Consider the following 25,761-nt stretch of genomic DNA (forward strand, 5'->3'; position numbering starts at 1 on the left):
AACTTCTACTCCATTTACTCATACGCTCATCTACTATTAATGTAACTGGGCCAGTGCATCTTTCATGCGGCGCAGCGCTTCAGTCAGGTTTTCGTCGGAAGCAGCGTAGGAAATACGGATACAGTTGGGTGCACCAAATGCTTCGCCTGTCACCAGAGATACATATACTTTATTGAGGATATACATACACAGGTCGTCAGCTGTATGTATGGTTGTTTCGCCATCAGTCTTTCCAAAATAATCGTTTACTTCCGGAAATACATAAAATGCGCCTTTCGGTGTAAACGTACGGATACCTGGAATTTCTTTTAATAACCCTAATACCAGATCCCGGCGACGCAAGTAGGCTTTCGCCATATCCTGAGTAGGTTTCATATCACCTTTTACAGCAGCCACAGCCGCTTTCTGGGATATAGAACAGGTTCCTGAAGTGATCTGCCCTTGCAGTTTATCACAAGCATCAGCTATCCATTTGGCAGCGGCCATATATCCCACACGCCAGCCAGTCATGGCAAAGCCTTTAGACATTCCATTGATGGTAATTACTCTTTCTTTGATAGAAGGAATAGAACCAAGGCTGAAATAATTTGGCTCATAATTGATATATTCATAAATCTCATCGGCAATCACGAAGATATTTTCATGTTTGGCAAGTACTTCCGCAATTTCCCTCAGTTCCTTCTCTGTAAATACCGAACCAGTAGGATTGCTGGGTGAAGAGTACATTACAACTTTAGTACGGGGAGTAATGGCTTTTTCTAATTGATCAGCCGTTACTTTAAAATCATTTTCAAATGGACCTTCCAGCAATACGGTTTCGCCTTCTGCCAGTTTCACCATTTCGCTATAGCTCACCCAATAAGGTGAAAAAATGATTACTTCATCGCCAGGATTTACCAGGCACATCAAAGCATTTGCCAGAGATTGTTTAGCTCCGGTAGATACTACTATATTGTCTGCTTTCCAGTCTATATTATTTTCCTTGCGTAACTTATCAGCAATGGCTTGCCGCAGTTCCAGAATGCCAGATACAGGGGTATAAAAAGAAAAACCTTCATCTATGGCTTTCTTGGCGGCATCCTTAATATGTTGAGGCGTTTGAAAATCAGGTTCACCAATACTCAGGTTAATTACCTGATGGCCTTTGGCAGCCAGTTCCCGGCTTTTTTTGGACATTGCCAGGGTTTGCGATTCAGACAAGGCATTGATTCTGTCTGACAGCAGGGTTAGATCTTTTGTTAAGGACATGGGGCTTATTTTTGAAACCCTCAAAATTACAGATTTGTGTAATCTTTACTAAGGTATTTCAATAATTTAATTGACAAGATTCAATAGGCTTTGTTTTTTGCAAAACTATTGATGCCTGTAGATCTGTTTTTATATGATTGGATTAACAAAAATTAAATTGAAATTACTGTTTAGACCGGATGATTACTGCGCCATGCCTGGCTTTTTCACCATACAATTCTAGTGCTTCTTCTCCAGGTATTACTTCAATAGATTCAATCCCTTTCTTCTTGAGGCGCTTAAATGCTTTGTCTTTTTTATGATCTTCTACAACCTTTCCATCAACAAAATGCAAGTATCGCTTATCCAGGTAATCGTAAATAGACTTACGTACAATACTCGGTCCCTTAAAATCTCCCAGCTCTTCCAAGGTATACGTAATGGGAGGCAGTATACTATCTGTTTCCGGATTATATGGCGTTACTGGTTTACGGGATATTGAGCGCTGAGGAGTAGAGGAACTGCAGGAGGAAACAGATACAAGCAAATAGCTTACAGACGCAATGCGCAGGAACAACATTAATTTCTTCTTCATCCCTATCTGGCTTCTTTTAATCTACCAAATACCTGTGTGGCTTTTACTTTGGGAAACTGGTTAGGTTTGGTACTCAGCAAGCTGCCGCAACCCAGATGCGTGAATTTATCGTCGAGGATATTAGCCCGGTGTCCAGGAGAGGTCATCCAGTCGGCAACGATGGCTTCGCCAAATGAACGGTAAGTATGCGGTTTAATTGGTTTTCCGGTTTTGCTATGCAAATACACTTGTCTATTATTCACTCTTTCGATTCTGAAAGGCTCTCTTGCCTGATAATCCATCAGAAAATACTCGGAAATATTTTCACCAGCTGCTGTGTATTTACCTGCACTTCCCGCACTTTCCAGGCGGTCTTTTAATGTTTTTAACTTCGCATTTGCGGGGTTCTGATGATCGAAGAAGTCATACTTCACCATTTGTGTAGACTGAGTAACCGCTGCATCCCTCAATAATGGATAAAAAGTAAAAGTTTTCTTTTTATGTAAAGCCCGCTGTTTGTTGCTGGCATAGAAAATTGATGCATTCAGCAACTCATAATCTATATTATTAAGGTCTATTTCCTGATTGGCTGCTGGTAGATTAGCAAACGTTTCGTAAGTATATTGATTATACAGACTATCTGAGAAATTATCGGTATTCCGCAAATTGAAGCTGGCAAAAAGAACGGCTATAAAAAAGATGGCGACTGCTTTCATATAAAGTTTCAATATTTGAAATCTGTCTTTGCAAAAAACATACTAAAAAACGGAATGGTTCTGGTTTTATGATAAGTTTACCAGCTGTTTGTAAAAATATAACCTTATTTGAATAACAGATAGCTAAATATTATATAAAAAGCAAAGCCTACCGTGAATTTACAGTAGGCTTTGCTTTCGGCAAAACATTGAATGCTAGGTTTTTTGCTTCTTTTTCTTAGCTGCCGGAAACAGAATATTATTGAGTATTAAGCGGTATCCCGCTGAATTAGGATGCAAGGTCAGATCGGTTGGCTCCTCTCCTACCGTATGCTGGTAATCTTCCGGATCATGGCCACCATAAAATGTCCATGTTCCTTTGGCAAACGTTCCATGGATATATTTTACTTCATTGGCAGATTTTGTTTCCCCTAATACCACTACTTCGGATTTAGTCAGGTTTTTCTTAAAACCGGTAGTCTGGCCAAGAAAGCCTTTGACTACAGTTTGATGATTCTGGGTAAGCATAGTAGGCACCGGATCCCATTTAGCTGAAAACTGGAATAAGGTAAAGAAATCATTATTTTCGCTTAACCCTCTTTCCAATGGCTGATTATCGATATTAGAGTATTCCGGCTCATAGGGGTCCATGCTGATGGTAAAATCTTTAAAAGCAAAGGTATTACTAAAGTTTAGCTTCTTCTGAGCAGCTGGGTCAGCTCCATCTCCATCATACATAGATTCGCAAATGTCTACACCGTCGGCCGCAAGGGCAATATCATAGGTATCAGCAGCCGAACACATAGCAAATAAAAATCCACCGCCAGCACAAAACTCTCTGATTTTCTTGACTACCGCTAATTTGAATGTAGATACTTTATTATAGCCATATTTTTTAGCTACCGTCTCAAACTCACGCTGCATTTCCTGATACCAGGGGGCTGTGCGGTAATACCGGTAAAATTTACCATACTGGCCTGTAAAGTCTTCATGATGTAGGTGCAGCCAGTCATACTTTGGCAGTTTACCGTCCATTACTTCTTCGTCGAATACTACATCATACGGAATTTCAGCATAGGAAAGAACCAAAGTTACGGCATCATCCCAGGGTTGTTTGGATTTAGGCGAATACACGGCTACCTTAGGTGGTTTATCCAGTTTCATCACATCCATATTTACATCCGGCTGGTTAATCTCATTAACGATCTGGGCAGACTGTGCATCAGAAATTACCTGGTAGCTGATTCCTCTTACCACCAGTTCATTTTCAAACTTCCGGTCGTATTTAAACATAAAACTTCCTCCCCTGTAATTAAGCAGCCAATCTACTTCCATTTCCTGTTGCAATACCCAGTACGCAATTCCATAGGCTTTCAGATGGTTAGTCTGGGTTTCGTCCATGGGCAGAAGAATAGAATTAGCGAAAAGGCGGTAGCCGGCCGTAAATAACAGCGCAGATACCAGTAAAATACGACGGATCATAACAGATAAACGGATTTTATGTAATTTCCTATACGGCAAGTCAAGAAATTAGATGTTAAATTTCAAATGAACGAAACTTTGATAAAGTTCAGGCAGGTAGTTTCTTGGTATAATTGTATTGAATTTCCTTTCGAATCGCCACTTAATTTACTATATTTCCTTACAAACTTTTTTAATTAAATATACACTTTTTTTTGTTAGTATAGCAGACAAAATGCCAATAATTTAGTAGATGCCATGAACTTAGTTGAAAACATAAAAGAGGGCATTCGCTCTATACAATCTAATATCCTCCGGTCAGTGCTCACAGCTATGATCATTGCCATTGGTATTATGTCATTGGTAGGTATTCTTACAGCTATTGAAAGTATCCGCAATTCGGTCGAAAGCAATTTTTCCCAGCTAGGAGCAAACACATTTGATATTGAGGGCACCCGTCCATGGCGTCGGCAAAATGCAGGGAAGGATGAAAAAGTGTATCCGCCTATTAAATTCAAGGAAGCCATGGCCTTTAAAGAACGCTTTAACTATCCTTCAGATATTAGTATGGTCGTTGGCATTACCGGAAATGCAGAAGCCAAATATCTTTCTAAGAAAACTAATCCGAATGTACGGGTGAATGGAATTAACGAAAATTTTATCATTATTAAAGGCTTAATTCTGGAAAGCGGCCGGAATTTTTCAAATATAGAAATGGAGAATGCGGCCAATGTAGCGATTATCGGACAAGAGATTAAAGAAAGCTTATTTGAAAAAACAGATCCTATTAATAAGTATGTAAATGTGATGGGCAGTAAGTATAAAGTGGTGGGAATTCTTAAAAAGATGGGCAGTATCATGGGTGGAGGCGGCAACGACAGAGCCATTATGATTCCTGTTACTACAGCCAGCCGCATTGCTACCAATAATGAACCTACCTATGATCTGACTATTTCCGTATGGAACCCGGCTGATCTTAATAATGCCGTAGGAGAAGCTACAGCCCTGATGCGCATTATCCGCAGAGATGAACTAGGCAGGCCAGATTCCTTTGATATTCTCCAGAATAATTCAGTAGCCGCTCGCCTGGACGATATTACCGGATATTTACAAATTGGTGGATTTGTTATTGGCTTTATCACTTTACTTGGTGCCTCCATCGGCCTTATGAACATTATGATGGTATCGGTTACGGAGCGAACCCGGGAAATCGGAATCCGCAAGGCTTTAGGTGCTACGCCTCTCCGCATCCGTCAGCAGTTTCTGATTGAAGCTATTGTTATTTGCCAGCTTGGTGGAATTGCAGGTGTTATATTTGGAATCCTGATTGGCAATTTTATTTCTACCTTCATCAGTTCGGGCGGTTTTGTAATTCCCTGGATGTGGATAATTATTGGCTTAACTATCTGTGTTGGAGTAGGTTTATTGTCTGGTTACTATCCTGCCTATAAAGCTTCTAAACTTGATCCAATTGAATCTTTGCGTTTTGAATAATGTAATATTTAAAAGATTCTGCAGGTTTTGCTGTTACTTTTGGTTTGTAATTACTATAAATATTACACAAATTTGTATGGCACCATCTTTGGAGTAACGCCATTGTCAATATATTTATAAATTATAAAAGCACGAATACGTGTATGCGAATAAAACAGTGGCTTCTTGCATTTTTCATTCTTTCCCACATATCTGGTTTTGCAGGAGAAATTGTTTTATCAGGTGTGTATCAGGGTAAAAATCTGTATGTACAAAATCCCTTTTCCTCTGATAAAAAGAGCTTTTGTACAGAAGAGGTTTTTGTGAATGGGGTGCAGAAAATGAGCCACATTAAAAGCAGTGCATTCGAAATTGATTTATCGTTTCTGGCTATAAATGATCCGGTAACTATAAAAATCACCTATAAGGATGAATGTATACCTAAAGTGCTTAATGCCTATGTTCTTCGTCCTAGTGCCACTTTCCAATTTAATGCATTCTCAGTAACAGCAAGCGATATGAACTGGACTACAACCGGAGAAAAAACGCAGTTTATGTATACAGTAGAACAGCTGGTAAATAATAACTGGCGACTTGTGACTACTGTACCTGCCAAAGGAGATGCTTCTGGTATATATACTATTCCAATTGCTCATCAATTTAAGGTTAATAAATACAGGATAAAAGCACAGGATCAGGAAAACCACCAGATCTTCTACAGCAAAGCTGTCGATTTTGTACTGGCACAAGAACCTGTAACTTTTTACCCAAAAAGCGTAAATACGAAGATCACTTTGTCGAGAGAAGCAGATTATGAAGTGCGAAGCCTGAAAGGAGAAGTAATCAAAAAAGGAAAGGGCACAGAAATTCCGTTGGCAGATCTTAAAACGGGTGTATACTATCTCAGTATTAATGACCGTACCGAACGGTTTTTTAAAAAATAAAATCCAAAATTAAATATTCTTAAAACAAGAAGGGATGCTAAATATGCATCCCTTCTTGTTTTATAGCAAGGATAAAGCTGTTTAATGATGAACTATCTCTGTTTCTGCTTCTTCTACTTCCATTAAGCCATTTGCATCGATTGAAGTGAGTCTTACTTTTTTTAATTCATTAATCAGCAAAGGATCATATTTTGCTTTCACCCGGACGTAATTTTCTGTAAAACCATGCATGTATCCATCTTCAATATCTTCTTCAAATAAAACAGTACCGATCTGGCCAATTTGCTGTTCATAAAAATGCCGTCGCTTTTTATCGGACAGAATATGAAGCATTTTAGAGCGTTTGCTACGGTCAGCTGTTGAAACTACGCCATCCATATGTTTAGCCGGCGTATTATCCCGCTCAGAATAGGTAAATACATGAAGATAAGAAATATCAAGGCTATTCAAAAACTGGTAGGTTTCCAGAAAATCTGCTTCTGTTTCGCCGGGAAAGCCTACAATTACATCTACGCCAATACAACAATGCGGCATCAGAGATTTAATAGTCGCAATACGGTCGGCATATAATTCTCTGAGGTAGCGCCTGCGCATCAGTTTCAAAACTTTATTATTACCCGATTGCAAAGGAATATGGAAATGCGGCACAAATTTTTCAGAGCTTGCCACAAAATTGATAATTTCATTGGTAAGCAGGTTAGGTTCTATGGATGAAATTCTAAACCGGCTGATGCCTTCGACCTGATCTAAGGCTTTCACCAGATCAGCAAAGCGTTCTTTTCTTAATCCATTCTGTAAACCAAAGTCTCCTATATTTACTCCTGTCAATACGACTTCTTTTACATTAGTCCCGGCAATTTTCTCAACAGAGACCAGAATATTAGCGATGCTGTCGCTGCGGCTTTCTCCTCTCGCTAAAGGAATGGTACAGAACGTACAAGAATAATTACAACCATCCTGCACTTTCAGAAAAGTACGGGTACGGTCGTTATGAGAATAGGCATGATTAAATTGCTTTACCTCCTGAATGGAAGAAGCCAGTACCTGTGGAATAGATTTTTTCTCAAAACCATCCAGTAATTCTACCAAACGGAATTTTTCAGCCGCTCCCAATACTGCATCTACTCCAGGTATTTCAGCTATTTCTTTGGGTTTTAACTGGGCGTAACAGCCTATAATAGCGATATAAGCCTCTGGAGAAATTTTTAGAGCTTCTTTTACAACCTTCCTGCATTTTTTATCCGCATTTTCGGTGACTGAGCAAGTATTGATAATAAAGATATCTGGTTTCTCATTGAAGTCTACTTTCAAATATCCTTTTTGTTCGAATAACCGGGAAATAGTAGATGTTTCTGAAAAATTCAGTTTACAGCCTAATGTATAAAAAGCAACTTTTTTCATTCTCGTCTAAAAGCCAAATTATTGGTCTGATTTATAAAGAAATGCAAAGGTAGGCAATTTCCAACTTTGATAAGTCTTTAAAGGAAACAATCCATTATTGGCTAAGAGATTTAATAGAAAAGTCATCACCACAACCAGACATGCTATTATTTTTCCCCGTTAAGTTTGATATTACTTCGGGTTTACCACACTGCTTTTGCGTATGCTAATTGATAAAAATCTTTCGTATGCAGTTAGATGAATATTTTATCTCGATTTGATATAAAAGTGTACTGATTGGGATACCTAATGTAACTGGTTAAGCGTAACAGCGGGAGCATTAAAATCGACTGTACCAGTTTTTAAATTGGAAAGGGTAATTCTGAATATAGTGCCTTTATTCACTTTGCTTTCTACACTGATTGTACCTGCAATACGCTCAAGGGTTTGTTTTACAATATATAAGCCCAATCCACTGCCATCTGACTGTTGAGTTCCCCTGAAAAACATATCAAAAATCTTGTGCATATACAACTCTTCAATACCTTGCCCATTGTCTTCTACCGTGATGAAAGCACTTTGCTCAGAGCTGGCAATATCAAATTTCATGTAGCTTTTATCTACACTGGGATTGCGGTACTTAACGGCATTAGAAATGAGGTTTTTAAACAGAATATTTACCCGTAGTTCATCACTATAAAAATCACCTTCCGTAGTAATGTGGAAAATAAAGTCCATTTTTTCCAGGTTAGGCAGATACCTAAGTTCCTCAATACAAGTATCTATAATTTTTCTAAAGTCGATAGCCACCGGATTGATCTCGGAATTGAGGATACGGGAGTGATTGAGCACAGATTTAATAAATTCATCTGACTTATTTACCCGGTTTTCAATTAGCGATAAATAATGTTTAATGGCACTAATGTCGTTGTCGAGTTTGGTCAGGTTAACAAGGCCCAGAATAGAAGCCAAGGGCGCCCGTAAATCGTGTGAAACTTTATATACATAATTGTCAAGCTCATGGTTTCTGGTCTGGAGCTCTTTCAGCGCCTGATCCAATTTTTCAGTACGTTCCCTTACCCTGAATTCCAGATCTGTTTTTATCTGTTCCAGCTCGTTGTAAGCCAGTTTCAACTTATCCTCATATTCTTTCCGGAGGGAAATATCCCTGGAGACAGAAAGCACTTCAGTAATTTTTCCAGTTCTTGGGTCTTTGAAGGCCTTACTTACCGTTTCAAACCAGATGTATCCCCCATCTTTTTTGCGGAATCTATGTTCTACACTACTGATATCTGGCATTTCCAGCAGTGTCATATAATATAACCTGATACTTTCTACATCATCCGGATGGAAAAGATCATAAATAGACTTTCCTTTCATTTCTTCCGGAGAATAGCCTAGTAAACGTTCGCAGCTGGGAGAAACATAAAAATACCTGCCTTGAACATCATGACGGGAGAGCATATCCGTAATATTTTCAGCCATAACCCGGTAGTTTTGTTCACTTTCTACCAGTTTCTGCTGCATTTTCCTTTGCTCTGTAATATCAAAAATAGTAGCATGGGTTTTCAGGAAATTCCCATTTTCGTCTTTCACATATGTTACATTGGCTAAAATCGGAAAAACGCTGCCATCTTTCCGTATCATTTCCGACTCCAGGTTATTAAGATAACCTTTTTCAATAAATTCCTGATATGTATCATTAATATTTATTCCGCCTTTAGGAGATATCAATTCATGTAATTTCATTTTGCCAATCACTTCTTCCCTGCTATAGCCCAGCCACTTCAGTTCTGTATCGTTGATGTTTAAAATTACCGCATCTTCATCTGTGGAATGATATCCACAGGGCGCATTATTGTATAACTCTTTGATTTCTTCTGCATAACGCTCCAGCATTTCATTGCTGATATTCAACTGATCCGTTGTGATCTGAAGTTCTTCATTATTGGTGGAAAGCTCTTCATTCGCAGCAGTGAGTTCTTCATTGTAAGCATTCATTTCCTCATTGGACATAGTAATTTCCTGATTGAGGCGGTAAAGCTCTTTCTCGTAGGCCTCATTTTTTGCGACCTGTTTTTTAATATATATAAATGAAAATACCGCAACAAAAAAAGCGCCTGCTATTGTAAGCCCGATCAACCATAATAGCACTACAAGATTGGTATCATATGACTTTACCCGTTCTGTCATCAGGCGGTTTTCTTCTTGCTGAATAGCCAACGTAATAGCCCGTATCTCATCCATTAATTCTTTACCTGCTTTTGGAAACATTAATGTAATTTGCTGAACTGTATTACTGCTATTTTTGAGGGAGATGGTATATTTTAATATGGCTGCTTTGGCACTTATCTTTTTCTGCAAAGAATCAACACGAACATGCTGAGACTGATTATCATTTGTAAGCCTGCGGAGTTCTTTCAGGTAATGGCCCATAGCATCCACTCCACTCACATAAGGAGTCAGATATGTACTATCACCGGTAATAAAGTATCCACGCTGGCCGGTTTCAGCATCTTTGATGGCTGAGATAAGCTTTTCGGAGGCATAGCTTACTTCCTGAGTATGCAGTACCCAGTCAGCCTTCTTCACAAAGGAATCAAAACTTATGTAGATAATCACGCCTACTACTGATAAAAGAAGTAATCCGGCTAAAAAGGCTGTATTTATGAATCTGTTTAACTTCATCTACATCTTACTTAACGATGTATTTAAGTTTCCTTATAAAAAAGCAACTAAATAATACAAAATTGTAAATAATTTATTTAAATGAATGGTTTGTTTAATAATTTCTCAAAATTAACTGAAAAAAGGGCATCTATCCAAGAAACCAGTAGGATTATCTTAATACTACCTGATTTAGGTGATACTTTCCGGTGGATTTAATTTTAATTTTTACAATTAATCAAAATGCGAAGGGCCTGATACCAGCTTTAACATTCTTCAGGTATGAAAAATGAAAGCATGAAGAAAAGATACTAAAAATATTTAAATTTTAAACAGTTTAGATACTATTTATCTAAATAATCCTGATATGAAATCTGCAAGTATGATTTGCCAAGGGCAATATCCTCTTCATAGCTATCGGTAGTATGCATAAGTACGCGCTTGCCTACATTATCAAATACTACTTGTTTTCCGGGCTGGATCAAGCCAAACCCATCATTAAATACATAATAAGCAAATGGCTTGGCAGAAGGATGAAAAATATCATGTCCCCATTTATAGTGCTGATAGGGCATATTCAGTTGAGACAAAAGGGTTGGAACTAAATCTGTCTGGGAAGATACCTGATCTATAATAATACCTTTCTCTTTCAAAGCACCTCCCAGCCATAACATCGGGATATGAAATTCCTGCGATTTATCATCTGTATTTAATTCAGGCAGCCGGTGGCCATGGTCAGCAATCACAATTACAAGCGTATTGTTCCACCAGGATTGTTTTTTGGCTGCTTCAATAAAATTACCCAAGCTTTCGTCCGAATAGTGCATGGCATTCAAAAACAGACTTTGTTCATCTTCTCCTGGTATGGCTGTAGCTACTGGTACTTCAAAAGGTTCATGGCTACTCAAGGTAAACATGGTATGGAAAAAAGGCTGTGGTGTCTGATTCAGGTCTGAAAGCAGTTTTTCGTATACGACATGGTCATGAGCGCCCCATTTAGAATTCCAGTCTTCCTGATTGAAAGCTTCTTTGCCAATTACCTTTTCAAAAGATCCTTTCAATAAATAAGACTTAATGTTAGCAAACTCTAATTCGCCCCCATAATAGAAACCTGTATGATAACCTTTCTTCTTTAGATCTGCACTTATATAAGGCAAATGTGCCGTTTTGTTAGGAATAGTGATAATAGAATTTTTAGGCTGCGCTGGAAAGGCACTTAAAATGGCAACTATTCCTTTATCACTGCGATTTCCACTGGCATATATATTGGTAAAGAGCACTCCTTCTTTAGAGAGCCTGCTGAACTGAGGTGTAATCCCGGTGAGTCCACCAAGAGGCTCAATTACTTTCGCGGTCAGGCTTTCCCAGATAATAACCAGCACATTGGGATTTGGCGTATTGAGCAAGTATTTAGATGGTGTGGCTTGCTGAGAGACTGGATACAGCGATTGAACTTTACTGACAGCTTCTTCAGCATCGAAATAGGTATATGGATTTATTTTTTCGTAGGTTCTATTTACCAGGGAATTTGAAAAATTCCACATGGCATTAATGGCTGCATGATTAGCAAAATCGCTGGATGAAAAATATACACTACTCTGGTTAACCGGAGCTAACTGAAAACCTCCCCGGATAGGAATAATCAGGCTAACGGCAAGTATAAATATCAGACCAACCGTGATAAAATTGGATTTCTGAAATGATGCTATGTAGGGAAATAAAAATTTGATACATATAAATATTGCGCCACCCAATAGCAGGGCAAATATCATTAGCAGAACTAATATGGGCGAAGCGGCAGCAGAAGCAACCATTTCCTGCGGCGTGTTGATATACATAAGTGGCGTTACATCCAGACGAAAATGCCAGGCTCTGTATAATTCAAGGTCAACTGTAACCATAAAAGTTACTACACATAAAACCGCCAGTGTAAATATTTTTAGAATATTACTGGTAATTCGGTTTGGCACGTACGCTGAAGTAGCTATTACCAGAAAAGGCAGCAAGCTGATATATCCGGCAAAGGAAATATCCAGCTTGAACCCTTTAATGAAAATGAAAGCAAGGGTTGGAAAATCTAATACAGACGTGAGGGAATAGTGATACAGTAAAAAAACAAACTTAGCTACTATAAAATATGCAATCCAGAAAGCAAGATAAAAAAATGAGAAAAGCACTCTTTGTTTCATATTGCAAAGTTTAACAATTTGTTAATCCTAAGCAACTTTACGAAACATTTGGATAATATTAAACAAATAATACAGATGTAATATGGATGGTCTTTTTGATGGGTGAGCGGATAAAAATAATTATAATCTGGAATGCTTTATCTAGTCAATAAATCAAATATAGTACAGTAGCAATTCTACCAATCCTGAGCAGGAGTACGTGTTTTTTCGGTAGCAGTTACCTGCTTTTGCACAGTGGGTATTCTGGTAGCAGCAACAACTAATTGGTTAATGTGCATTTGTACTCTGCTGAGCGTAGTTCTTTTGTGATTTTCCCATAGAGATTGCCAGCCTTGTGCCTTTTCATCCTCCATAGGTTTTCTCTTTCCCGAAGGAACCATTGTATAGTTACGGCCTTCTTTATAATATGAAAATACAAAGTCGGTAAAGAAGTACCTGTACTTATTATCCTTAACTTCTATAGTAAGTTTATAGCTGATTTTTCCATGAATTTTTTTGGAGACATATCCACGGGCATACACCGGAAATTCTGAACTGGCAATTAGTTTTTGTGTAGTTGAGTCATTCGAAACTGACTGCAAAGAATATTGAGTAGCAAGCAACCATGTATTAATATTTTCATTCAATATTTCCTTTTTCATATTTTCGGCTTTTACCACATCCGTAAATGCTACTTTATTAGCGGCATCCACAGGTAAAATCTGTTGGGAGTTGGCAATCAGTCCAACAAAAAGCAGAAGAATAGCCAGTACATATCTCATCTGAAAAGGATTTAAGAATTGAGAAAAGAGCTACCAGCTTTCTGATAGCTCTTTATAAAGGTTAGGTTTATTAAATTAAGCGAGGGTGCTTTTTGGTTGCATCACCCGGCTGGCAGAACGAGATACAGGTTCGCTGTACTCTTCTTCTTCTACATTCTCCAGCAAGCTTTCGTTATGCTGGCTCAAATCCAGACCAAGTTTCTCATCAGTTTCGGATACTCTCAGTGGAAGGATCATGTCAGTTACTTTCAACAATACGAAAGAAAGGCCGAAAGCAAATATAGAAACCAATACTAAGGCGATCATGTGGTTTACAAACAAGGTAGTAGTACCGAAATATAAACCTTCATCTACCACGGCACCATTAATGGCTTTAGATGCAAAAATACCTGTCATGATCATACCTACTATACCACCTACGCCATGGCAAGGGAATACGTCTAAGGTATCATCTAATTTAGATTTTGAACGCAGATGTGCTACCATATTGCTCACAATACCAGCTACTGTACCAATAAAAATACTTACAGGCACGGTTACAAATCCGGCGGCAGGTGTAATAGCAACCAAACCAACTACAGCGCCAATACAGAAGCCTAGTGCAGAAGGTTTTCTGCCTTTAGACCAATCGAACAATATCCAGGACAAACCAGCAGCAGCAGCAGCAGTATTAGTAGTTGCGAAGGCAATGGCAGCCAGGGGAGTTGCACCTACAGCAGAACCTCCATTGAAGCCAAACCATCCAAACCATAACAAACCTGTTCCTAATAATACAAATGGAATATTGGCCGGAGGAAGCGTTACATTAGACTCATGTGTTTTTCTGCGTTTTAAGTATAAAGCAGCAGCCAGTGCAGCCCATCCTGCCGACATGTGAACAACAGTACCACCAGCGAAATCCAGAACGCCTAATTTAAACAGAAATCCTTCCGGATGCCATGTCCAGTGTGCAATTGGAGCATACACAAATAAGCTGAACAGACCTATAAATAAAATATACGATTTAAAGTTAATTCTCTCAGCAAAAGAACCGGTAATCAAGGCAGGTGTGATGATAGCAAATTTCAACTGGAAGAAAGCAAACAGCACAAGTGGGATGGTAGGTGCCAAGGACCAGGGCTTTCCGTCTACTACTCCGTTAAACATAAAGAATGTACCTGGATTTCCGATAATGCCACCAATACTATCGCCAAAGGCAAGGCTAAAACCAACGGCTACCCACAATACACTCATAATACCCATGGCAATAAAGCTTTGTAACATGGTAGAAATTACGTTTTTGTGGTTTACCATACCTCCATAGAAATAAGCCAGTCCGGGAGTCATCAGCAATACCATTGCTGCAGCTGTGATCATCCAGGCAATATCACCTGAGTTTAGCCCTTCGGTTACAATTGTTGAAGGTACAGCAGGTAGAAGAACAGCCGTTATGCTCAGTATAAGCAGCACGATCAAGGGTAAATAATTAGGTTTATGCATACAATTAAGGTTTGGATTTTTATAAATTATATTTAGTTAAAAGGTTAGATTTAAATAAGTAATGGACAAAATGAGTATGATCAGAATTTATAGATAGCAGCTACACCAAAGGTTGTCTGAGAGTTTTTAGTGAAGTTTCCATCGGAGTCCATAAATTGCTGGGAGGCTATTTCTGAATCACCTTCCAGTTTTTTGAAGTTATCAAAACGTAGTTCTGGTTTTAATAATAAGTGGCCTTCCGCTAGAGTAAATGTTCCGGTAAGGGTGTAAGTAGTTACACTCGTTCCATGACCATTCCCAAAAGAATCAATATTTCTTAGCCCTCTGGCACCAGAAGTATTATCGAAAAGTTCGCCTCTAAAACCTAAGCTGAATAAATCGGAGAAGGAATACACGGCATATAGATTAGCGCCTCCCCAGGTTTTCGTTTCACCGGTATTTCCATCCGCTGGCGTGAATGTTCCCGGAGCACCTACTTGTCCTTTCTGGCTACCTAACATCACCCAAAAAGCCATCATGAATTTATCTGTAAACTGATAGGTTCCGTTTACATCATATACCGTAAAATTACCATCCGGAGTTTTACCTAAAGAGTCAGTATTTGCTTCATTAGAATGTATATAATTGAAATAAACATTGAAACCATCAGCAGGTGAAACAAATAATTGTCCGATAATAGCTTTAGCACGGTTGTTATCAAATATATAGTCAAACCCATTAGCAACTCCCAGCATCAATCCTACTTTATCGCTAAATGAGTAAGAACCTTTTAGTCCTGTGTGGTAAAAAGGAATCCCGCTATTGAAAGTATGGTTAATGGAGTAGTGATAATTAAGGGGGCATCTATTAATTCGTACCCGATATGCGTACCAAACTGTCCGGCTGTGAACGACAATTTATCAGTAGCATTATATTTAAAATAGGCTTGCTTAATTATAACACCAGAATAAACATCATTTCCAACAGCATATCCATAGGCAGGACTTAATACCGGTACGTTGCCATAGTTACCATATTGTGCATTAGGTCCAAAGGCCAGGTCAGCTACCATTTCAGACTTACGGTTGGTATATTTAAAAAGAGTCTGAACCATACCTAATGAAAATTGATCTACTCTTCTGTCGAAGCCTCTGCCTACACCCGACTGCCCCATATTATCTCTGGAAGCTGGTCTGTTAAAATTAGTGAAGTAGTACGAATCAATGTAGCCAGAAATACTGAACTGCCCGGTATCGGTGGAGTCTTTGCTCTGCGCATGAGAAAGCAAAGGCAGAATAAAAATGATTGCCACAAAGTAAATTGTTTTTTTCATAGAAAAGGTTTTAGTTAAAAAAAGAATGAATAGCCTAAAAACGAATATCAAAATTATATGTAAAAATGATATTTGCAAGAAATGACCTAATAATTTTATGCTGTTTTTAAAAAAAAGTTAATATTTCATAAAAATACCCTTAAAAATAAAGGCTTTTATAAAAATACTCCTATATTTATTAAGCATGCATATAAAATTATCATATTGCACTTTTTGTATATTTTTTATGCATTTAGCAATATATGGCAATAAGACAGGGGCGTTGGGTTATTCAGGTGAAAAATATGGAAAATACTACTTGTGCTATATATCAAAGTAAAATGTGCAGACAATAGTATTTTAAAAGCATATCTTTGAACAATTACAAGAAAAAAGAGTATAAAGGAATAAGAGCGAACTTTTTATGGTAAAAAATATATTTTGTAACAAAAACTGATATACCTTTGTAAGGTGATGAGAAGTACCCAGACAAACAGTTTGAAGAGTGTAGCATTAATAATGCTATGCTGCCTGTTTACAGGTTGGTTATTCTCATTGCCAATTCCGGAATTCAAGCCCTCCAGTAGATACCTCTCAAATAATACATCTTTAGCTTTATTTGATAATGGAGGAGCCCGGCAGCTTAAAACCAATGATGTTGGAATTACTTCAACAGCTGCCAGATTCAATGCTGTTCCGGAATTGAGGGAAGTAGTTCAGCAGGAACGTGCGACGCTGAGTTTTTTATTTAACCTTAAGTATTTCACTTACTTTCATACCCGGCTTTTTTATAACAGCCTCAGTTTTATAAATTGCCGGAATTCTATTCATCCCCCAGGTTTTTTTATTTTATTCCGAAAGCTTCGCTTATAGCCTTATTACTTTAGGCTGGTACCATACTTATAACTTACTGTTTATATTAATAGCTATTGCTTTTAAATGAATCATCTTGTTTTGATTTATATTATTAAGCAGTTTAACACTTTTCATTCATACTACTATGTATAATGATAATCTTGTAGCTGTTTCATAGTAAGTTAGATTATAGTAACCTCTGTGTGAAAAAATATAGCATAATTGATTTGAATAAGTATTAATACTTATTCAAATCAATTATATACCTATATTATTATTGCAGCACTCTGCCTTCCCTATTCCTTATTTACTAATCTGATTGCTCAAGGATAACGCTTTGTTAGTGCTCCTTTGTGGCTATACATGTGAACGTATTACTGAAAAGCATCAGATGTTTTACACTATTCCCGTCATGTAAACTTTTTACCCTTTTATGATGAACTATCGTTCAGCGATTTTCTTCTTGTGTTTTATAACTTTCACCCATTTTGTAAAAGCTCAGTCAACACAGGATACAACAAAACAAGTACTTGTACTGACTTATGATGAAGCAAAAGCCCAAATGCTCAAAGAGAACCTGCGTTTGATTGCTGCTTATTATGATATCAATATGGCTGAAGCCAGAACGATTCAAGCCAAAGTATGGAATAACCCCTATCTGGTTTGGAACCAGGGCGTATACAGTGTCGAAGGCAATGATTATTTTAATGCACAGCGGCAAGCCTTAATACAATTCGAACAGATTTTTTCTATTGCTGGTAAGCACAGAAATAACGTAAAGCTTGCTAAAATGAGTGTGGAGATGAACAAGCTCATTGTAGAAGACATACTCCGCAGCCTGATGTTAGAACTGAGTAATACTTATACTTCTCTAAATTCCCTGCAACAACAGGATACGCTATATGAAGCAGTTCTTAACAATGTAGGTCAGTTGATTGCTGCTTCCGAACAGCAACTCAGAACGGGTGCCATCGCAGGGAATGAAGTAGTGAGATTACGGTCAGAATTAATTGCTATACAGGCCCAGGCACTGCAAAACAGAAATGCCATTGAAGAGCAAATGAAAAACATGAGGATTCTGCTTAATCTGCCTGCTAACAATTATGTACGCACCAGTGAAAAAGTAACCCTGATAGATTCATTACAAGCTCTACCTCAGCTTATAAGCTATGCGCTTGAATCCAGGCCAGATTACAGGCTTAAAAGGCGGAGTATCGATTATGAAAAAAGGAATTTAAAACTCCAGAAATCTACCAGTGTACCAGATATTAAGTTCGCTTATCAGCCTTTTGACAGAGGGAGTAACTACGTTCGTCCATATGAAGGTTTTAACATAGAATTGCCCATTCCCTTATTTGACCGCAACCAGGGACGTATTAAAGAATCAAAAATACGGGTAAAGCAGGCAGAAACAGGTTTTAAACAACAGGAAAATATAGTAGTAAACGAAATTACGAACGCGTATTATCAACTCATTAACACACAAAAAGGGCTATCTAATTACTCTGCTCAGTTTATTCAGCAACTGGAAGAATTGAATACAAATGCTACTACAAACTATAACAGGCGAAATATCAGCATCCTCGAATACATAGATCAGCAACGCATTTATATACAAACCAAAATCCAGGAAATTGAATTACGGAACAATTATAACCGTTCGGCTAATCAATTGAATTTCAGTATAGGAAAAGAATTATTATAAAACATTAATAGATATCAATCATGAAAAAAATATTATTAATACCAATCATAACCTTTGCAGTACTACTATCATCCTGCAATAAGGAAAAACCTGCTGAACAGTCAACAGAAAGCAAAAAAGGTGAGGGCGTTACCTTACCCGATGAAAGTCTGAACTATACAAAAGTAGATACTGTGGAAATGATTCCAGATAGTGATGAATTCACCGTAGTAGGAGAAGTAAGCTTTGATGAAGATAATGTAGTACGCGTATTTCCTATTGTGAGTGGTAGTGTAGAAGGCGTAAATGTCTCTCTAGGCGATTATGTACAAAAAGGACAATTGCTGGCTACTATTTTGAGTACAGACATTAGTACCTATCAGGGCGATTACAATATTGCCAAGTCAAATTTTGAGGTAGCCGACAAAAACCTTAAACGTGCCAAAGAATTGTTTGCCACGAATGTAATTTCCGAAAGAGACCTTGCACAAGCACAGAATGACTTTAATAATGCACAATCTGAGTTTAAAAAAAGAAAGCAAATTCTGGAGCTATATGGCGGTTCTTCGCAGAATCTGGATGCTTTATATAAAGTATATGCACCCAATAGCGGCTACATTGTTGAAAGAAACATTAACCAGGGAATGCAGATCCGGACAGATAATGCCTCTACCATGTTTACAATCTCTGATTTAAAAACGGTATGGGTATGGGCCAATGTATATGAAAGCGATCTTTCTAAAATACATGAAGGAGACGAAGTACAAGTAAGAACCATTGCTTACCCTGACAAGATTTTTACCGGCCAGATTAAAAAAATAGGTACCATGCTTGATCCTGCTTCCAGAGTAATTAAAGTGCGTACTGAGCTTGATAACAGAGAAGGATTGCTCAAACCTGAAATGTTTGCTACAGTTATTATCTCTCCAAAAAAAACCAATGAAGTACTAGCTATTCCTACTTCAGCTTTGGTGATTGAAAACAATGCTTTCTGGGTGATGAAAGAAATTAAGGAAAATACATTTACCAAAGTAAAAATCAAGCCTGGCAAAACCATTAGAAATTACACGGAAATACATGAGGGATTAGCCGCCGGAGATAAAATTGTAACCGAAGGAGCGCTTTTTCTCACCACCTCTTATAACAACCAGTTATAGAAAATATTATTAATCATAGTGTGTGGCACTTTTCAACTACTACGATTGATCATATATCTCAATTAGTTTATATCCATAATATCTTTTCGTCGAGTCTATGAATAAATTTATAGGAAAGATTATCTCTTTCTCATTAAAAAACAAAGCCTTTATTATCGTAGCTACGCTCATTGTAGTGGGCTTAGGAATACGGGCATTCTTGAACACCCCTATAGAAGCTTTCCCGGATGTAATTAACACTCGGGTAGTTATTATTACTCAGTGGCCTGGCCGTAGCGCCGAAGAACTGGAGAAGTTTGTAACTATTCCGATAGAAACTGAAATGAATGTAGTTCCCAGGAAAACCAGCCTGCGTTCCATTTCGCTCTATGGGCTTTCAGTAGTAACAATGATTTTTGATGACGGTGTAGAAGATTTCTATGCCCGGCAGATGGTTTCCAATCAGTTACGAAGTGTGTACCTGCCAGATGGTGCCGAACCCGAGGTACAACCGCCTTCAGGCCCAACTGGCGAGATATTCAGATATACGCTGGATGGAAAAGGTAAAACAGTACGGGAACTGAAGGAAATTCAAGACTGGGTAATCGACAAACGTTTGAAAGCCGTTCCTGGTGTAGCCGATGTGATTAGTTTTGGCGGAGAAGTGAAAACTTTTGAAGTAACCTTAGACCCCAATAAACTCATCGCTTTCAATTTTACCCCCGAAGATATTTTTGCGAGTTTACACGCCAATAATGCTAACGTAGGAGGTGACGTAATTGAAAAAAGTGCGCAAGCCTACTTGGTACGGGGAATCGGAATGGTAAAAAATGTACAGGATATCCGCAATATTATTGTTAAAAATATCAATGGTACGCCGATCTTTATCAAAGATGTAGCGGATGTACAAATGTCATTCAGGCCCAGAATGGGTAAAGTAGGGCGTGATGGAAAGTTAGATGTAGTAGAAGGTATTGTGCTGCTGAGAAAAGGGGAAAACCCAAGTCAGGTTCTAAAAGACCTTAATACAAGAATATCTGATCTAAACGAAAGGATATTGCCTGAAGGCGTAAAGATTAATACATTTTACGACCGTACTACATTGGTTAACCACACAACACATACCGTGATGGAAAACCTTATAATGGGTGTATTGCTGGTAACTTTTATTCTATCTATATTCCTGGCCGACTGGCGTACTACGTTCATTGTTGCGATCATCATTCCGCTTGCCTTGTTATTTGCCTTTATCTGTATGGAAATAAAAGGCATGTCAGCAAACCTGCTTTCAATTGGTGCCATAGATTTCGGAATTATTGTAGATGGCGCAGTGGTAATGGTAGAAGGCATCTTTGTGTATCTGGCCCATAAGCAGCACGAAATGGGCAAAGAGCGCTATAACCTCATTTCAAAAATGGGCCTTGTAAAAAAAGTATCCATAGAAATGGGAAAGCCCATCTTCTTTTCTAAGCTTATTATCATTACAGCCTTAATACCCATATTCGCTTTTCAAAAAGTAGAGGGTAAAATGTTTTCGCCCCTTGCCTATACGATTGGGTTTGCCTTGCTAGGCGCACTTATTTTTACGCTTACCTTGGTTCCGCTGTTGTGTAATATGTTGTTGAGCAAAAATGTGCGGGAAAAAGACAATCCTCTGGTTAAATTCCTGGAAAACGTCTACCGCCCATCTCTAGACTGGGCGATGCGGAAGCCAAAATTAAGTGTTGGTTTATCTGTAGGCGTGTTAGCTATCAGTCTGATAATCGCTGCCGGCTTAGGTACCGAATTTTTGCCACAACTCAACGAAGGCTCTATTTATGTTCGGGCCAGCATGCCGCAAAGTATTTCTTTCTCCAAAGCCAATGCACTCTCTGAAGAAATGCGCCAGATTTTCCGGCCATATCCGGAAGTGAGAGGAGTTATTTCTCAGAACGGACGCCCCAATGATGGTACCGATCCTACAGGATTTTTCAATGTGGAATTTTTTGTGGATTTGCTTCCAAAAGATGAGTGGGAAAGAGATGTAACCAAAGACGAACTGATTACTGATATGCAAACCAAGCTGGAAAAGCGTTTTCCAGGGGTAATTTTCGGCTTCTCTCAACCTATTTCAGATAATGTGCAAGAAGCTGTATCTGGTGTAAAAGGAGAAATGGCTATTAAAGTATTTGGTGACGACTTTACCGTACTGGAACGGAAAGCGGACTCCATCAGAACTATTATGAGCAAGATTGAAGGAGTAAAAGACCTGGGTATTTTCAAAAGCCTGGGTCAACCAGAACTTCGTATTGAACTCGATCATATTAAGATGGCCCGTTATGGCGCTAATATTTCTGATGCAGAAGATATTATAGAAATGGCTGTAGGTGGAAAAGCTGCCTCTATCATGTATGAAGGAGAAAGAAGATTTGACATTAGAGTACGTTTTTCGCCTGAATACCGGAATTCTGAACAAGAGATAGGAAAACTATTAATTCCTTGTACCAATGGCACCAAAATACCACTTCGCGAATTAGCTCAAATCAAACTCACAACTGGCCCTGCTTTTGTTTACCGCGAAGGAAATCAGCGATTTGTTCCTATCAAGTTTTCGGTGCGTGAACGTGACCTGGGAGGTACGATTAAAGAGGCGCAGGATAAAGTAAGCCAGGCAATAAAACTGGACAAAGGCTACGATATTACCTGGAATGGTGAATTTGAAAACCAGGTACGGGCAACCAATCAGCTTAAAATTGTAGTGCCTATTTCTATCGCACTCATCTTTGTCTGGTTGTTCATTATGTTTAACTCTGCTAAAGATGCCGGGATTGTACTAATGAACGTTCCTTTTGCGCTCATCGGCGGTATTTTAGGCTTGTATCTCACCGGAATCAACTTCAGTATTTCAGCAGGCGTGGGCTTTATCGCTTTATTCGGGGTCTGTGTACAGAATGGGGTAATTCTGGTTGCGATATTTAACAAAAACCGGGAAGAAGGTATGGACTTGTTACCTGCTATCCGCGAAGGTGCCTTAACCCGGGTACGTCCGGTTGTAATGACTGCTTTAATGGCTGGGTTAGGGTTGCTTCCGGCAGCACTTTCTACAGGTATTGGTTCTGAAACCCAACGGCCTCTGGCAGTAGTAGTAATTGGTGGATTGATCTCAGCTACGATCCTTACTTTATTGATCTTGCCTGTTATTTATAAGGCATTCTATAAAAATACTGCCATAAAGCACAAGAAAAAGAAATCAGGTTCCACAGACGAAGTACATCCATCCATCGCTCTATAAAAATTTCATACCAACCCCAACAGCTGTTTGGGGTTGGTTATAATTAATCATCCTATGAAAAAACATATAATAGTATTGATTGCATGCAGCTTATTTATAGCTATGCAAAATAGTTATGCCCAGTTAGATAGCTTAAACAAACGAGAAATTCAATTTAAGAAATTTTATTGGGGCATACAGTTAAATAACTTATGGTCGAGTGTAGAAGGGAATACGCCCGAATATTTTTATAAACCTAGCTTGGGTTATTTTATTAAAGGAGAATATTATTTTACCCCATTTTTAGGAATAAGTGTTGGCGCAGGCTATCAGCAACGGGGTACGGGTGTTATCAATAGAAATAAAGAGGAGGTCGTATTAGGCACTCCGGATTCTACCTATCGGGAAAGATTAAGGTTTAATTACCTGGACATTCCTATTCTATTGATCTTACGAACTCCAAAACCCATTGCCGGAGGGGATGTACGATTGGTGGGTTCGTTTGGAATTATCCCCCAGAAACTGATTAGTGCAAGAGATTATTTCCATAGTGTAGAGGATGGTTTCCACAAGATTACTGAGGTAACAGAAAATATTCAAAAGAATGATATGGCACTTACAGCTAGCGTTGGCGCCGAACTGTATGCTGGCTCTAACCTGTTTCAAGTACGGCTTGTAGGCCAGTGGGGAACTAAGAGTGTCTATAATAATGCTACTCTCTATCCGGGATACAGTGGAAAAAACCGTGTGTATGGCGTGCAGATAGCCTTTATGTTCTAAGGCAAAGTATAATTCTGACACAATTATACTTATTATATCAATAACTATATTTTCACAATTGCCGGGTTATCAGATTCATTCTTATTGCCCGGCAATTTAGCTAAAACTTAAATCTGGAATGGAAAAAGGATGTTTTACGGCTATCATCCTCGGGCTTGTGTTTAGTAGTACTATCCAGGCACAAGATAAAGCACAGGCAGATTCAACGCATGTCCGTCATAAAAACCTCATTCCTACCCTCACCATTGACCGGCCTGATCAAACGGATTCTCCTTATGTAATTCCGGTTGGTTTTTTCCAGATAGAAACCGGTATACAACACCATTGGGACCGTTATCAGGAAGATAGTTTACAGTATTCTTACCGGTCTATCACGTATCCAAATCTATTGCTGAGGTATGGCCTGATGAAAGGGGTAGAAATCCGTTTAGAAGAAAATTATGGGGTAGAAAGAGTAAAACCTCAGGATAGGACACAAGATAAAACTACCGGATTATACCCGGCTTTACTGGCTGCAAAAATAAAACTTTTTGACCAGAAAGGGTTGCGCCCCAATATAGCTGTGCTGGTTAAAGTATTTACTCCTTTTCATACCCGGAAAGAATTAGACCTCACGCATAAGTTTACCCCAGGTCTGGTGGGTGCATTTTCTCACTCTATTTCCGATAGGTTTGTGCTGGATGGAAGCATAGGTGCCTACATAGACCAGACTACAGGTGATATTGTAAGCCATTATTCCCTTTCACAAGCGGTAGGTTTCACTGAAAAGCTTTCTATGTTTGCCGAAGTTTTCTGCATCAATATTCCAGGAGAACCTTCTCAATATGCAGCAGACACTGGTTTATTATATATGCTTAGACCCAATCTGCAACTGGATGTGTATGTGAGCAAATCTATTTCTTACCATGCCATAGATATTTACGCTGGTGCAGGTATAGGCATACGTTTTCCCAGGTAGCCCCTGCAAAATACCTCCGCAAACTTGTAAGTAGCCGCTACATGTATGTAAACTGACAGAACAGCTATGTAAGAGCGCAGAACATAACCGCTAGCTGACAGAACGATAGGGTATATAGCCAGAGCAAGGCCGTAAACTACCAGAACAGATGTGTTAAGTGCTACATATATCCGGTAAGTTGACAGAACAACTGCTTCAATTAACAAAGTGTTAGGATAAGGCGACTGATATTTTCACCTGGGTCAAGCATTATGGGAGAAAATGCAACAAAATTGGGTTACAGGCGTAAGGAAAATAAGCTGCCAATATTTGTGGCAAGTATCTTTCAACCAGCAACAATTAATATTATGAAGACTTTAGAAAATAAGAAAGTAGCGATTTTAGTTGAAAACGGATTTGAGCAGGTAGAACTCACGTCCCCCAGAAAAGCCCTGGATGAACAAGGTGCTCTTACACATATTATCTCTCCTCAGAAAAGCGAAGTAAAAGCCTGGGATGAAAAAGACTGGGGTGATAAGTTTAAGGTGGATGTGCCCTTAACCAGTGCCAGTGCAGATAACTACGATGCCTTGGTACTTCCCGGAGGCGTAATGAATCCGGATTACCTGAGAGTAAACCCACAGGCTATTGCTTTTATAAAAAGCTTTTTTGAAGCAGGAAAACCGGTTGCAGCGATTTGTCATGGTCCCTGGACGCTGGCAGAAGCTAACGTGATCCGGGGCAGGAAATTAACCTCCTTCCCATCCATCAAAACAGACTTGATCAATGCCGGTGCCAATTGGGTAGATGAGGAAGTTGTAACTGATCAGGGCCTGGTTACCAGCCGTAAGCCCGACGATTTGCCAGCTTTTAATAAAAAACTGATCGAAGAAATTAAAGAAGGTATTCACAACCGCCAGAAACAAATGACGGCATAAACTCTATTCATTACAAAACAAAAAGCCGGCAATTTTAAAT

At 38.7% G+C, this 25,761-nt stretch carries 17 protein-coding genes and 1 pseudogene; 8 read left to right on the forward strand and 10 right to left on the reverse strand.

Going from position 1 to position 25,761, the window contains the following annotated elements; genetic code table 11:
* Positions 1-36 precede the first annotated feature (36 nt).
* From GXP67_RS09465 to GXP67_RS09480, 4 genes are all read right to left on the reverse strand, one after another.
* On the reverse strand, positions 37-1,248 hold the full coding sequence (locus GXP67_RS09465; RefSeq protein ID WP_162442919.1) for a pyridoxal phosphate-dependent aminotransferase: 1,212 nt from the start codon (positions 1,246-1,248) through the stop codon (positions 37-39).
* A gap of 163 nt (positions 1,249-1,411) precedes the next feature.
* On the reverse strand, positions 1,412-1,822 hold the full coding sequence (locus GXP67_RS09470) for a hypothetical protein (protein ID WP_162442920.1): 411 nt from the start codon (positions 1,820-1,822) through the stop codon (positions 1,412-1,414).
* A 2-nt stretch (positions 1,823-1,824) separates the two neighbouring features.
* Positions 1,825-2,517 (reverse strand): CAP domain-containing protein, encoded by a 693-nt coding sequence (locus tag GXP67_RS09475; RefSeq protein WP_162442921.1) that lies wholly within the window; start codon positions 2,515-2,517, stop codon positions 1,825-1,827.
* A gap of 195 nt (positions 2,518-2,712) precedes the next feature.
* Positions 2,713-3,978 (reverse strand): asparagine synthetase B, encoded by a 1,266-nt coding sequence (locus GXP67_RS09480; protein ID WP_162442922.1) that lies wholly within the window; start codon positions 3,976-3,978, stop codon positions 2,713-2,715.
* Between the two features lie 237 nt (positions 3,979-4,215).
* On the opposite strand from GXP67_RS09480, the gene GXP67_RS09485 reads away from it, so the two are divergent.
* On the forward strand, positions 4,216-5,451 hold the full coding sequence (locus GXP67_RS09485) for an ABC transporter permease (RefSeq protein WP_162442923.1): 1,236 nt from the start codon (positions 4,216-4,218) through the stop codon (positions 5,449-5,451).
* A 143-nt stretch (positions 5,452-5,594) separates the two neighbouring features.
* Positions 5,595-6,374, forward strand: coding sequence for a hypothetical protein (locus GXP67_RS09490; protein ID WP_162442924.1), 780 nt, complete (start codon positions 5,595-5,597; stop codon positions 6,372-6,374).
* A gap of 81 nt (positions 6,375-6,455) precedes the next feature.
* On the opposite strand, the gene mtaB is transcribed toward GXP67_RS09490, so the two are convergent.
* From mtaB to GXP67_RS38220, 6 genes and pseudogenes are all read right to left on the reverse strand, one after another.
* The gene (mtaB, locus tag GXP67_RS09495) at positions 6,456-7,775 is read right to left on the reverse strand and encodes a tRNA (N(6)-L-threonylcarbamoyladenosine(37)-C(2))-methylthiotransferase MtaB (protein WP_162442925.1); all 1,320 of its coding nucleotides are present in this window, start codon (positions 7,773-7,775) and stop codon (positions 6,456-6,458) included.
* A 285-nt stretch (positions 7,776-8,060) separates the two neighbouring features.
* Positions 8,061-10,442 (reverse strand): PAS domain S-box protein, encoded by a 2,382-nt coding sequence (locus tag GXP67_RS09500; RefSeq protein ID WP_162442926.1) that lies wholly within the window; start codon positions 10,440-10,442, stop codon positions 8,061-8,063.
* 323 nt (positions 10,443-10,765) lie between these two features.
* A complete protein-coding gene (locus tag GXP67_RS09505; protein ID WP_162442927.1) occupies positions 10,766-12,610 on the reverse strand; it encodes an LTA synthase family protein in 1,845 nt (614 codons plus the stop codon).
* A 176-nt stretch (positions 12,611-12,786) separates the two neighbouring features.
* Positions 12,787-13,371, reverse strand: a complete 585-nt coding sequence (locus GXP67_RS09510) for a DUF4468 domain-containing protein (RefSeq protein ID WP_162442928.1) — start codon at positions 13,369-13,371, stop codon at positions 12,787-12,789.
* Positions 13,372-13,446: 75 nt separating this feature from the next.
* Positions 13,447-14,850 (reverse strand): ammonium transporter, encoded by a 1,404-nt coding sequence (locus GXP67_RS09515; protein ID WP_162442929.1) that lies wholly within the window; start codon positions 14,848-14,850, stop codon positions 13,447-13,449.
* 80 nt (positions 14,851-14,930) lie between these two features.
* Positions 14,931-16,162: pseudogene (locus GXP67_RS38220) on the reverse strand (outer membrane beta-barrel protein).
* Positions 16,163-17,429: 1,267 nt separating this feature from the next.
* Between GXP67_RS38220 and GXP67_RS09525 the strand changes: the two are divergent.
* The 6 genes from GXP67_RS09525 (at position 17,430) to GXP67_RS09550 (ending at position 25,721) form a co-directional block, all read left to right on the forward strand.
* A complete protein-coding gene (locus GXP67_RS09525) occupies positions 17,430-18,701 on the forward strand; it encodes a TolC family protein (protein ID WP_162442930.1) in 1,272 nt (423 codons plus the stop codon).
* Between the two features lie 20 nt (positions 18,702-18,721).
* Positions 18,722-19,837: an efflux RND transporter periplasmic adaptor subunit gene (locus tag GXP67_RS09530; RefSeq protein ID WP_162442931.1), complete on the forward strand. Its 1,116-nt coding sequence runs from the start codon at positions 18,722-18,724 to the stop codon at positions 19,835-19,837.
* Positions 19,838-19,934: 97 nt separating this feature from the next.
* The gene (locus GXP67_RS09535) at positions 19,935-23,087 is read left to right on the forward strand and encodes an efflux RND transporter permease subunit (RefSeq protein WP_162442932.1); all 3,153 of its coding nucleotides are present in this window, start codon (positions 19,935-19,937) and stop codon (positions 23,085-23,087) included.
* Between the two features lie 54 nt (positions 23,088-23,141).
* Complete coding sequence (locus GXP67_RS09540) at positions 23,142-23,846, forward strand: outer membrane beta-barrel protein (protein ID WP_162442933.1); 705 nt, start codon at positions 23,142-23,144, stop codon at positions 23,844-23,846.
* A gap of 118 nt (positions 23,847-23,964) precedes the next feature.
* Complete coding sequence (locus tag GXP67_RS09545) at positions 23,965-24,804, forward strand: transporter (RefSeq protein ID WP_162442934.1); 840 nt, start codon at positions 23,965-23,967, stop codon at positions 24,802-24,804.
* A 347-nt stretch (positions 24,805-25,151) separates the two neighbouring features.
* Entirely contained in the window at positions 25,152-25,721 is a 570-nt protein-coding gene (locus GXP67_RS09550; RefSeq protein WP_394351965.1) for a type 1 glutamine amidotransferase domain-containing protein, read from the forward strand.
* Positions 25,722-25,761 lie beyond the last annotated feature (40 nt).

Origin of the sequence: Rhodocytophaga rosea (genome assembly GCF_010119975.1) — a bacterium.
In the GTDB taxonomy this organism is placed as follows: domain Bacteria; phylum Bacteroidota; class Bacteroidia; order Cytophagales; family 172606-1; genus Rhodocytophaga; species Rhodocytophaga rosea.

Bases quoted from the DNA above. Each gene is read 5' to 3' on its own strand.
- GXP67_RS09490 (WP_162442924.1), top strand. From the start codon at position 5,595: ATGCGAATAAAACAGTGGCTTCTTGCATTTTTCATTCTTTCCCACATA.
- GXP67_RS09515 (WP_162442929.1), bottom strand. From the start codon at position 14,850: ATGCATAAACCTAATTATTTACCCTTGATCGTGCTGCTTATACTGAGC.
- GXP67_RS09500 (WP_162442926.1), bottom strand. From the start codon at position 10,442: ATGAAGTTAAACAGATTCATAAATACAGCCTTTTTAGCCGGATTACTT.
- GXP67_RS09475 (WP_162442921.1), bottom strand. From the start codon at position 2,517: ATGAAAGCAGTCGCCATCTTTTTTATAGCCGTTCTTTTTGCCAGCTTC.
- GXP67_RS09535 (WP_162442932.1), top strand. From the start codon at position 19,935: ATGAATAAATTTATAGGAAAGATTATCTCTTTCTCATTAAAAAACAAA.
- GXP67_RS09510 (WP_162442928.1), bottom strand. From the start codon at position 13,371: ATGAGATATGTACTGGCTATTCTTCTGCTTTTTGTTGGACTGATTGCC.
- GXP67_RS09480 (WP_162442922.1), bottom strand. From the start codon at position 3,978: ATGATCCGTCGTATTTTACTGGTATCTGCGCTGTTATTTACGGCCGGC.
- GXP67_RS09525 (WP_162442930.1), top strand. From the start codon at position 17,430: ATGATGAACTATCGTTCAGCGATTTTCTTCTTGTGTTTTATAACTTTC.
- mtaB (WP_162442925.1), bottom strand. From the start codon at position 7,775: ATGAAAAAAGTTGCTTTTTATACATTAGGCTGTAAACTGAATTTTTCA.
- GXP67_RS09550 (WP_394351965.1), top strand. From the start codon at position 25,152: ATGAAGACTTTAGAAAATAAGAAAGTAGCGATTTTAGTTGAAAACGGA.
- GXP67_RS09530 (WP_162442931.1), top strand. From the start codon at position 18,722: ATGAAAAAAATATTATTAATACCAATCATAACCTTTGCAGTACTACTA.
- GXP67_RS09505 (WP_162442927.1), bottom strand. From the start codon at position 12,610: ATGAAACAAAGAGTGCTTTTCTCATTTTTTTATCTTGCTTTCTGGATT.
- GXP67_RS09485 (WP_162442923.1), top strand. From the start codon at position 4,216: ATGAACTTAGTTGAAAACATAAAAGAGGGCATTCGCTCTATACAATCT.
- GXP67_RS09465 (WP_162442919.1), bottom strand. From the start codon at position 1,248: ATGTCCTTAACAAAAGATCTAACCCTGCTGTCAGACAGAATCAATGCC.
- GXP67_RS09545 (WP_162442934.1), top strand. From the start codon at position 23,965: ATGGAAAAAGGATGTTTTACGGCTATCATCCTCGGGCTTGTGTTTAGT.
- GXP67_RS09540 (WP_162442933.1), top strand. From the start codon at position 23,142: ATGAAAAAACATATAATAGTATTGATTGCATGCAGCTTATTTATAGCT.
- GXP67_RS09470 (WP_162442920.1), bottom strand. From the start codon at position 1,822: ATGAAGAAGAAATTAATGTTGTTCCTGCGCATTGCGTCTGTAAGCTAT.